Here is a 9,066-nt window from a genome sequence, read left to right on the forward strand (position 1 = left end):
GGTAGTGGTTTAACTGGTGCCCATGATCCTCTCGTTTAGCCAGACTCTCTAGATACAGTTCACCTGTATTGTGAGTGACCAGTTAACTGTTTATAGAGGGTGTACGGGTCAAAATCGCGCAAACTGTACCTGTCTGCGCTTATTTGGTGCATTTTTGCCCAAATCGATGATTCGAGTAGGCAAAAGCCGTAGGAATAGACCGGTACAGCAGTACAGTTTTTGACGGCTGCGGCGGTTTTCAAATTTCCGCTGACGAAACTGTGTTTGCGCCAGCGGAAAATCTGTGCGGATTACACCGCCAGCATGCGTCCGGTTTCTTCCAGATTGATGTGCCAGCTCAGGGCGTCACGCAGGATGTGCGGAGTGTGGCCGCCGATCGCACAGGCTTTTTCGAAGTAATCGTTCAGCGCCGGGCGGTAATCCGGGTGCACGCAATTATCGATGATGACCCGGGCGCGTTCCCGTGGCGCCAGGCCGCGCAGGTCGGCCAGGCCCACCTCGGTCACCAGGATGTCGACGTCATGCTCGGTATGGTCGACGTGGCTGACCATCGGCACCACGCTGGAAATCGCGCCGCCCTTGGCGATCGACTTGGTCACGAACACCGCCAAGTGTGCGTTGCGCGCGAAGTCGCCTGAGCCGCCGATGCCGTTCATCATTCGCGTGCCGCAAACGTGGGTCGAGTTGACGTTGCCATAGATGTCGAACTCAAGGGCCGTGTTGATGCCGATGATGCCCAGACGCCGCACCACTTCCGGGTGGTTGGAGATCTCTTGCGGGCGCAGTACCAGTTTGTCCTTGTACTTCTCCAGGTTGCCGAACACGTCGCTGTTGCGCCGCTCAGACAGGGTGATCGAACTGCCCGAGGCAAAGCTCAGCTTGCCGGCGTCGATCAGGTCGAAGGTCGAGTCCTGAAGCACTTCGGAGTACATGGTCAGGTCTTCGAACGGCGAGTCGATCAGCCCGCACATCACCGCGTTGGCAATGTTGCCGATCCCGGCCTGCAACGGTCCGAGCTTGTTGGTCATGCGCCCGGCGTCGACTTCTTGCTTGAGGAAAGTGATCAAGTGATCGGCGATGGCCTTGGTGTCGACATCCGGCGACGACACGGTGGACGGCGAGTCCGACTGCTGGGTGATGACGATGGCGACAATCTTCTCCGGCGGGATCGGGATCGCAGTGCTGCCAATACGGTCGTCGACCTTTACCAGCGGAATCGGCGTGCGGGTCGGACGATAGGTCGGGATGTAGATGTCATGCAGACCTTCGAGGTTGGCGTTGTGCGCCAGGTTGATCTCGACGATCACGTGTTTGGCGAAGATCGCGAAGCTCGCCGAGTTGCCCACCGATGTAGTCGGCACGATGTGGCCCTGTTCGGTGATGGCCACCGCTTCGATCACGGCGATGTCCGGCAGCTTCAGTTGCTGGTTGCGCAGTTGCTCGACGGTTTCCGACAGGTGCTGGTCGATGAACATCACTTCGCCGGCGTTGATCGCCTTGCGCAAGGTGCTGTCGACCTGGAACGGCATACGCCGCGACAGCACGCCGGCCTCGGTCAATTGTTTGTCGAGGTCGTTGCCCAGGCTGGCGCCGGTCATCAGGCTGATCTTCAGCGGCGTGACCTTGGCTCGCTCGGCCAGCGCATGGGGCACGGCCTTGGCTTCGCCGGCGCGGGTGAAGCCGCTCATGCCGACGGTCATGCCGTCCTCAATCAGCGCAGCGGCGTCGGCGGCGCTCATCACTTTATCCAACAACGAAGGCAGGCGAATACGGTCACGGTACATGGATTATTTTCTCGGGCAGCGAGTAGCAGGATGCGCAGTCTAGTGAATTTCGCGAGCGCCTGTCCCGCTACCAAGGTCGCAAACGAGGCGTCTATTTAGCGGGTTTCAAGTAAAACACCGTTACTGGATCTGCAACAACGCGGCAAATTGTCCGACGTTTTGCGTAAACAAAAACGCCCCGACAAGTCGGGGCGTCCGGTGAAGCAGCGAGCGAGTTATTCGACCGCTTTGACCATGTCTTCGATGACTTTTTTCGCGTCGCCGAAGACCATCATGGTCTTGTCCAGATAGAACAGTTCGTTGTCCAGGCCGGCATAGCCGCTGGCCATCGAGCGCTTATTGACGATGATGGTCTTGGCCTTGAACGCTTCGAGGATCGGCATGCCGGCAATCGGCGATTTCGGATCGTTCTTGGCGGCCGGGTTGACCACGTCGTTGGCGCCGAGCACCAGCACCACGTCGGCCTGGCCGAACTCGGAGTTGATGTCTTCCATTTCGAACACCTGGTCGTACGGCACTTCGGCCTCGGCCAACAGTACGTTCATGTGCCCAGGCATCCGACCGGCCACCGGGTGGATCGCATACTTCACGGTCACGCCATGGTGGGTCAGCTTCTCGGTCAGCTCTTTCAAGGCGTGCTGTGCGCGAGCCACCGCCAAGCCGTAACCCGGAACAATGATCACGGTGTCGGCGTTGGTCAGCAGGAAAGTCGCGTCGTCAGCCGAACCGGATTTCACCGGACGGGCTTCCTTCTCACCGGCAGGACCGGCATCTGCTGTATTGCCGAAACCGCCGAGCAGTACATTAAAGAAGGAACGGTTCATCGCCTTGCACATGATGTACGAGAGGATCGCACCGCTCGAACCCACCAGCGAGCCGGCAATGATCAGCATCGAGTTGTTCAGCGAGAAGCCGATACCTGCCGCCGCCCAGCCGGAATAGCTGTTGAGCATCGACACCACCACCGGCATGTCGGCGCCGCCGATCGGGATGATGATCAGCACGCCCATGACGAACGCCAGGGCCAGCATCAGTGCGAACGCGGCGAGGTTGCCGGTCAGCATGAAGGTGACGCCGAGGATCAGCGTTGCCAGACCCAGTACCGCGTTCAGCTTGTGCTGACCGCTGAACTGTACCGGTGCACCCTGGAACAGACGGAACTTGTACTTGCCCGACAGCTTGCCGAACGCAATCACCGAACCGGAGAAGGTGATTGCACCGATGGCTGCGCCGAGGAACAGCTCCAGACGGTTACCCGCCGGGATCGAGTCGCCCAGTTGCTTGACGATGCCCAGCGACTGCGGCTCGACCACGGCGGCGATGGCGATGAACACCGCTGCCAGACCGATCATGCTGTGCATGAACGCAACCAGTTCCGGCATCTTGGTCATTTCAACGCGCTTGGCCATGATCGAACCGGCGGTGCCGCCGATCAGCAGGCCGACGATCACATAGCCAATACCGGCGGTGGCCAGCTCAGCGCCCAGCTTATAGATGAGGCCGACAGTGGTGATGATTGCCAGCGCCATGCCGAGCATGCCGAACAGGTTGCCGCGGCGCGACGTGGTCGGGTGCGACAGCCCCTTGAGGGCCTGGATGAAGCAGATCGACGCGATCAGGTAGAGCGTCGTGACGAGGTTCATGCTCATTACTTAGGCGCCTCTTCTTTTGCTTTCGGGGCCTTCTTCTTGAACATCTCAAGCATGCGGCGGGTCACCAGGAAGCCACCGAAGACGTTGACCGCGGCCAGTGCCACGGCGAGGGTGCCCATGGTCTTGCCCAGCGGGGTGACGGTCAGTGCGGCCGCGAGCATGGCGCCGACGATCACGATCGCCGAAATGGCGTTGGTCACTGCCATCAAGGGCGTGTGCAGCGCGGGTGTAACGTTCCAGACCACGTGGTAACCGACATAAATCGCCAGCACGAAGATGATCAGGTTGTAGATACCGGGGGAGATAAGCTCTTCCATCGTCTGAATCCCTGCTTAGGCGTTTTTGCGGATGACTTGGCCGTCGCGGCACATCAGGCACGCGGCGACGATGTCGTCTTCGAGGTTCACTTCGAACTGGCCTTCTTTGGTGAAGACCAGCTTCAGGAAGTCCAGCAGGTTGCGTGCGTACAGCGCCGAGGCATCTGCGGCGACTTCACCGGCAAGGTTGGTCGGGCCGACGATGGTCACGCCGTTCTCGATCACGACCTGATCGGCCACGGTCAGCGGGCAGTTGCCACCCTGAGCGGCCGCGAGGTCGATGACCACCGAGCCGGGTTTCATCTGCGCCACGGTGTCTGCGCTCAGCAGCGTCGGTGCCTTGCGGCCCGGAATCAGTGCGGTGGTGATGACGATGTCAGCCTGCTTGGCGCGCTCGTGCACGGCCTGGGCCTGACGCTGCATCCAGCTCGCCGGCATCGGGCGTGCGTAACCGCCGACGCCGACCGCGCATTCGCGTTCTTCATCGGTTTCGTAAGGCACGTCGACGAACTTGGCGCCGAGGGATTCGATCTGTTCCTTCACGGCCGGACGTACGTCGGACGCTTCGATGACGGCACCCAGACGTTTCGCCGTGGCAATCGCCTGCAACCCGGCCACGCCGGCACCCAGAATCAGCACGCGCGCCGCTTTCACGGTGCCCGCAGCGGTCATCAGCATCGGCATGAAGCGCGGATAGTAGTGAGCGGCCAGCAGCACGGCCTTATAGCCGGCAATGTTCGCCTGGGATGACAGCACGTCGAGGCTCTGGGCCCGGGAGGTACGTGGCGCCGCTTCCAGGGCAAACGCGGTAATCCCGCACTCGGCCATCTTTGCGATGGTGTCGTTGTTGAATGGGTTGAGCATGCCCACCAGCACCGTTCCGCGCTTGATCAGCGTCAGTTCGGCATCGCTTGGCGCGACCACTTTGAGAATCAGCTCGGCGCCAAACGCGTCATTGGCACTGCCAATGGTTGCGCCTGCCGCTTCATAGGCACTGTCGACAACGCTGGCTTTAACGCCGGCGCCGGTTTGCACAGTGACCTTATGACCTTGGCTGATCAGCTTTTTAATGGTTTCCGGGGTTGCAGCAACCCGTGTTTCACCGGTCTGGGTTTCGAGAGGAACACCAATGTGCACGTCAAATCTCCTGCGTGATCTTATTGAGTAAACCCATGCACTACGGATGGTGCGACTGGGGCGGCCGATCAGCACGATCCCGCCAAATCAGGGCGGGGCGCGGCATTTTGCAGGCGAAGTTTATGCCCTTCAAGGGATTATGACGGGTGACGGAAAATTAACTACAAGTCATCCCGTGACCGAATGTCGCAGATGGCCAGTTGAATCCCTTGCAGGCCGTGCCTTTCAAGGATTCTGGATGAATTTGAAGATTTTTCTCATCGGTGACGTGAATAGGCCGCAATGAGTCGTGAATGGGGGCTCAAAGCCACGTCGTCAGGCGCTTGTGGGACGTCTGTACGACTTTCGGATACAGTCTGTCGATTTGCGACAAATAGTTATATCTGTAGGGCTTTAATTTTCCTGACTACGGGGTTAGCAATCGCTGAAACCCTTTAGCCTTCTAGGTTGTAGCTGTGTGCCTGGTTCACCAGCCAGTCGCGAAAAGCCTTGAGTGACGCGGATTCGACCTTTCGCTCCGGAATCATCAGGTAATACGCCTTGATGCTGGAGAGCGCGTTCGGGTTGGCAATCACCAAGCGTTTCTCGGCCAGTTCGCGCTGAATGAGGAATGGTGGGATCAGCGCGATGCCCATGTCGTGCATGGCGGCCTGGGCCAGCATGGAGAATAGCTCGTAGCGCGGACCTGTCATGTCGCGGGGGATGTTCAGGTGTTGCGAGTTGAACCACTGTCGCCAGGCGTAGAGGCGGGTGGTTTGCTGGAGCAGCGGCAGATCGGCGATTTCATCGGGTGTCAGATGCGTCTTGTTGCCGAGCAGGACGGGACTGCATACCGGAATCGGATTCTCTCCCATCAGCCTGTGGGATTCGGTACCGGACCAGTCGGCATCGCCAAAGTAGATGGCGGCATCGAATTCGGTGTCGGCAAACAGGAACGGGCGGGTGCGGTTGGTCAGGTTGACCGTCACTTCCGGATGTTTGAGCTGGAAGTCCTTCAGCCTTGGCAACAGCCATTGCGTGCCGAAGGTGGGCACCACGGCGAGCTCAATCACATTGGTGCCTTGCTGACCCATCACCGACAGGGTGTCGCGCTCAACGGCGTCGAGTTGGGTGGCGACCCGACGACTGTAGGAAAGGCCCGCTTCTGTCAGCTTCACCCCGCGACGCGAGCGTCGGAAGAGTTCGACGCTGAGGAAGTCCTCCAGGCTGGCGATCTGTCGGCAAATGGCGCCCTGGGTGAGGGAAAGTTCTTCAGCGGCCTTGGTAAAGCTCTCGTGACGGGCAGCAGCCTCGAAGCTGATCAGGGCGGTGGTGCTGGGTATCTTGCGGCGCATGTACGTCAACCTCACTAATACATCGCTTAATCGGCATCTCGCGACGTTTCGGAGTGAGAAATTAGCACAACAGGATGCGAAATCCTCGTTTGCCGGGATGGGGAAGCGCGCCTAGGATCAATGCCACGTTAATTCACCCGATTTGCGAGGACTCACTCATGGGCGGTAAAGCTAGCTTCAACTGGATCGATCCACTGCTGCTGGATCAACAGCTGGCTGAAGAAGAACGCATGATCCGCGACACTGCCGAGCAATTCGCCCAGCAGAGCCTCGCGCCGCGCGTGCTCGAAGCCTTCCGCCATGAAAAGACTGACCCGGCGATCTTCCGTGAAATGGGTGAGGTCGGCCTGTTGGGCGCGACCATCCCCGAGCAGTACGGTGGCAGCGGCCTCAACTACGTCAGCTATGGCCTGATCGCTCGTGAAGTCGAGCGTGTCGACTCTGGCTACCGTTCGATGATGAGCGTGCAGTCTTCGCTGGTGATGGTGCCGATCAACGAATTCGGTACCGAAGCACAGAAACAGAAGTACCTGCCGAAGCTGGCTTCCGGCGAGTGGATTGGCTGCTTCGGTCTGACCGAGCCGAACCACGGTTCCGACCCGGGCGCGATGATTACGCGTGCACGCAAAGTGGAAGGCGGCTACAGCCTGACCGGCGCCAAGATGTGGATCACCAACAGCCCGATCGCCGATGTGTTCGTGGTCTGGGCCAAGGACGATGCGGGCGACATCCGTGGTTTCGTTCTGGAGAAGGGCTGGAAAGGTCTGAGCGCTCCGGCGATTCATGGCAAGGTCGGTCTGCGCGCTTCGATCACCGGCGAAATCGTCATGGACAACGTGTTCGTGCCGGAAGAGAACATATTCCCAGACGTGCGCGGTCTGAAAGGTCCGTTCACCTGCCTCAACTCCGCACGTTATGGCATCTCTTGGGGCGCGTTGGGTGCTGCCGAGTTCTGCTGGCACACCGCTCGCCAGTACACCTTGGATCGTCAACAGTTCGGTCGTCCGCTGGCCGCCACTCAGTTGATCCAGAAGAAGCTGGCTGACATGCAGACCGAGATCACTTTGGCACTGCAAGGCTGTCTGCGTCTGGGCCGCATGAAGGACGAAGGCACTGCTGCGGTTGAAATCACTTCGATCATGAAGCGCAACTCTTGCGGCAAGTCTCTCGAGATCGCCCGCATGGCGCGTGACATGTTGGGCGGCAACGGGATATCCGATGAATTCGGCGTGGCCCGTCACCTGGTCAACCTGGAAGTGGTGAATACCTATGAAGGCACTCACGACGTTCACGCGCTGATCCTCGGTCGTGCGCAGACCGGCCTGCAGGCGTTCTATTAATAGGAGAGCGACCATGGGCGCGCTGTCGCATCTGCGGGTACTGGATTTATCGCGAGTGCTGGCCGGCCCATGGGCCGGGCAAATTCTTGCTGACCTTGGGGCGGAAGTGATCAAGGTTGAGCGCCCGGGCAATGGTGACGACACTCGCGCCTGGGGGCCGCCCTTCCTGAAGGACGCTTACGGCGAGAACACTAGCGAGGCGGCTTATTACCTGTCGGCCAATCGCAACAAGCAATCGGTGACGATCGACTTTACGCGTCCCGAGGGCCAGAAGCTCGTTCGGGAGCTGGCAGCCAAGTCCGACATCCTGATCGAAAACTTCAAGGTGGGTGGTCTGGCGGCGTATGGCTTGGATTACGAGTCGCTGAAGGCGATCAATCCGGATCTGATCTATTGCTCGATCACCGGTTTTGGTCAGACCGGACCGTATGCCAAGCGTGCGGGTTATGACTTCATGATCCAGGGGCTTGGCGGGCTGATGAGTCTGACCGGGCGACCTGAGGGTGATGAAGGTGCCGGGCCGGTGAAGGTGGGTGTGGCGCTTACGGATATCCTGACGGGGTTGTATTCGACCGTGGCGATTCTGGCGGCATTGGCTCACCGTGATCACGATGGCGGCGGGCAGCATATCGATATGGCGTTGCTGGATGTGCAGGTGGCTTGTCTGGCTAACCAGGCGATGAATTACCTGACGACGGGCAATGCGCCAAAGCGGCTAGGGAATGCGCACCCGAATATCGTGCCGTACCAGGATTTTCCTACGGCCGATGGCGACTTCATTCTTACCGTGGGCAATGACGGGCAGTTCCGCAAATTTGCCGAAGTGGCGGGGCAGCCCCAGTGGGCGGACGATCCGCGTTTCGCGACTAATAAGCTGCGGGTGGCGAACCGTGCGGTGCTGATTCCGCTGATTCGTCAGGCTACTGTATTCAAGACAACTGCAGAGTGGGTGGCTCAGTTGGAGCAGGCAGGTGTGCCGTGTGGGCCGATCAATGATCTGTCACAGGTATTCGAGGATCCGCAGGTGAAGTCTCGCGGGTTGGCGATTGAGCTGCCTCACGCGCTGGCGGGGATGGTGCCGCAGGTGGCCAGCCCGATCCGGTTGTCGCGGACGCCTGTCGAGTATCGCCTTGCGCCTCCTTTGTTGGGCGAACACACCTTGGACGTTTTGCAGCGGGTGCTGGGTCTTGGGGCTGGAGCAGTGGCTGCGATGAAAGAGGATGGAGTGCTCTGATGGTTCTCTCTATATAGAAGGGGTGCTGAATCCTTTTCTATATAGAGGGAATTGGATGTTTTTGGCCTATCTGCAAGTTATTGAAAGAAAAGCGAAATTAAGGGTTGACGGCAGATTCTGAGTCTCTATAATTCGCCCCACTTTCGGCGCAGTCGAAACGGAAAACTCCTTGAGATTCAATGAGTTAAGTAGGTTTCGAAAGCGGGTCGCTTCAGTTCATCGAAGTCTGGAAGGAGTTGGAAATGCCGGTTCTTTTGGTTCTTTCAAC

Annotated in this window: 7 protein-coding genes; 2 read left to right on the forward strand and 5 right to left on the reverse strand. The window is 59.1% G+C overall.

The features are described from left to right. Positions 1-290 precede the first annotated feature (290 nt). The 5 genes from EIY71_RS09785 to EIY71_RS09805 form a co-directional block, all read right to left on the reverse strand. A complete protein-coding gene (locus tag EIY71_RS09785) occupies positions 291-1,784 on the reverse strand; it encodes an acetyl-CoA hydrolase/transferase family protein (RefSeq protein WP_074689736.1) in 1,494 nt (497 codons plus the stop codon). Positions 1,785-1,999: 215 nt separating this feature from the next. Continuing rightward, a complete protein-coding gene (locus EIY71_RS09790; protein ID WP_085613551.1) occupies positions 2,000-3,433 on the reverse strand; it encodes an NAD(P)(+) transhydrogenase (Re/Si-specific) subunit beta in 1,434 nt (477 codons plus the stop codon). Further along, on the reverse strand, positions 3,433-3,753 hold the full coding sequence (locus EIY71_RS09795) for an NAD(P) transhydrogenase subunit alpha (protein ID WP_003220416.1): 321 nt from the start codon (positions 3,751-3,753) through the stop codon (positions 3,433-3,435). Before EIY71_RS09795 ends, EIY71_RS09790 begins: the two co-directional genes overlap by 1 nt. 15 nt (positions 3,754-3,768) lie before the next feature. Continuing rightward, positions 3,769-4,890, reverse strand: coding sequence for a Re/Si-specific NAD(P)(+) transhydrogenase subunit alpha (locus tag EIY71_RS09800; protein ID WP_011331831.1), 1,122 nt, complete (start codon positions 4,888-4,890; stop codon positions 3,769-3,771). 434 nt (positions 4,891-5,324) lie between these two features. After that, complete coding sequence (locus tag EIY71_RS09805; RefSeq protein ID WP_134021554.1) at positions 5,325-6,224, reverse strand: LysR family transcriptional regulator; 900 nt, start codon at positions 6,222-6,224, stop codon at positions 5,325-5,327. Positions 6,225-6,382: 158 nt separating this feature from the next. Between EIY71_RS09805 and EIY71_RS09810 the strand changes: the two genes are divergently transcribed. Both EIY71_RS09810 and EIY71_RS09815 read left to right on the forward strand, forming a co-directional pair. Continuing rightward, positions 6,383-7,564, forward strand: a complete 1,182-nt coding sequence (locus tag EIY71_RS09810; protein WP_134021557.1) for an acyl-CoA dehydrogenase — start codon at positions 6,383-6,385, stop codon at positions 7,562-7,564. A gap of 13 nt (positions 7,565-7,577) precedes the next feature. Beyond that, positions 7,578-8,798, forward strand: coding sequence for a CaiB/BaiF CoA-transferase family protein (locus EIY71_RS09815; RefSeq protein ID WP_102688256.1), 1,221 nt, complete (start codon positions 7,578-7,580; stop codon positions 8,796-8,798). Positions 8,799-9,066 lie beyond the last annotated feature (268 nt).

This window comes from Pseudomonas sp. CH235 (assembly GCF_004368175.1).
GTDB classification, from domain to species: Bacteria; Pseudomonadota; Gammaproteobacteria; order Pseudomonadales; family Pseudomonadaceae; genus Aquipseudomonas; species Aquipseudomonas paraglycinae.

Bases quoted from the DNA above. Each gene is read 5' to 3' on its own strand.
- EIY71_RS09785 (WP_074689736.1), bottom strand. From the start codon at position 1,784: ATGTACCGTGACCGTATTCGCCTGCCTTCGTTGTTGGATAAAGTGATG.
- EIY71_RS09790 (WP_085613551.1), bottom strand. From the start codon at position 3,433: ATGAGCATGAACCTCGTCACGACGCTCTACCTGATCGCGTCGATCTGC.
- EIY71_RS09795 (WP_003220416.1), bottom strand. From the start codon at position 3,753: ATGGAAGAGCTTATCTCCCCCGGTATCTACAACCTGATCATCTTCGTG.
- EIY71_RS09805 (WP_134021554.1), bottom strand. From the start codon at position 6,224: ATGCGCCGCAAGATACCCAGCACCACCGCCCTGATCAGCTTCGAGGCT.
- EIY71_RS09810 (WP_134021557.1), top strand. From the start codon at position 6,383: ATGGGCGGTAAAGCTAGCTTCAACTGGATCGATCCACTGCTGCTGGAT.
- EIY71_RS09815 (WP_102688256.1), top strand. From the start codon at position 7,578: ATGGGCGCGCTGTCGCATCTGCGGGTACTGGATTTATCGCGAGTGCTG.